The following is a 1028-nucleotide window of genomic DNA, read 5'->3' on the forward strand; positions in this document are numbered from 1 at the left end:
GGTTAATGGGCAGTAGATGTAATTTTATAAGCCAATGATTGGAGATTAGGGCTGAGGATAACCTTGAGCGCGAGTGGCCCTTGCTTAAGATAGGTTACGCCTGATACTTGTCATTTCCGCGATTTAAAGTGAGCATGAACTCGCTTAACAAACTCCATATACTGACTTTCGTCGTGCAAATTCACTTCTTCTTCGATCGGCAATAAAGGGAACCTTTCCTTCAAGGCTGCCGCGAATAGGCCCATACCGCCTTGTTGGTGAATAGTGCTGTCACTCTGAAATATTTTGACGTTTCTGACTCCGCAGCTGGGTGAGTTTTTCATCAGAACAAAGCCATCTAAAGACACATATCAATCAAGCCCGTTATTTAACCATGCGCCCTCCAATTGTCTAGTAGACTTAAGGATTACGTTTAAAAAAGAGGGCTAGAAAAGAACCATGCAAAACTCAGATAAGAATCAATCAGACAAGCAAACTTCGTCTAAGAATAAGACTTTGAGCTCAGTAGGGACTCAGCTTCACGCTCTAGCAGAAAAACGCCATGACCCACATTATATTGCCGAATCATTTAGGTCAGGCGAATACCCATACAAGACAAAAATTAGTCGCCAACGATACGAAAGCATAAAAAAAGAATTACAAATCGAGCTACTAAAAGCCCAGAAGTGGATAAGAGAGTCAGGACAAAAAATAGTGATTCTGTTTGAAGGGCGAGATGCCGCTGGTAAAGGTGGCACCATAAAACGCTTTATGGAACATCTAAACCCACGGGGCGCTCACGTTGTTGCTTTGGAAAAGCCGACTGAAGAAGAGCTCGGTCAGTGGTACTTTCAACGCTACATTAAACACCTGCCCACCAAAGGTGAACTCGTTTTATTCGACCGGTCTTGGTATAACCGAGCAGGTGTTGAAAGAGTTATGGGGTTCTGCGAACCGAGCGACTACCTTGAGTTTATGCGTCAAACGCCAGAACTAGAAAGAATGCTTACCCGTAGCGGTATAAAATTATTTAAGTATTGGTTCTCTGT

At 43.2% G+C, this 1028-nt stretch carries 1 protein-coding gene and 1 pseudogene; one reads left to right on the forward strand and one right to left on the reverse strand.

Annotation, left to right across the window (positions count from 1 at the left end; all coding sequences use genetic code 11):
- Positions 1 to 110: 110 nt before the first annotated feature.
- Positions 111 to 347, reverse strand: a complete 237-nt coding sequence (locus tag A3757_RS00935; protein ID WP_068738999.1) for a DUF523 domain-containing protein — start codon at positions 345 to 347, stop codon at positions 111 to 113.
- A gap of 91 nt (positions 348 to 438) precedes the next feature.
- Between A3757_RS00935 and A3757_RS00940 the strand changes: the two are divergent.
- Positions 439 to 1028, forward strand: a pseudogene (locus A3757_RS00940) (hypothetical protein); the annotation flags it as partial.

The sequence above is a fragment of the Oleiphilus sp. HI0117 genome (assembly GCF_001635235.1).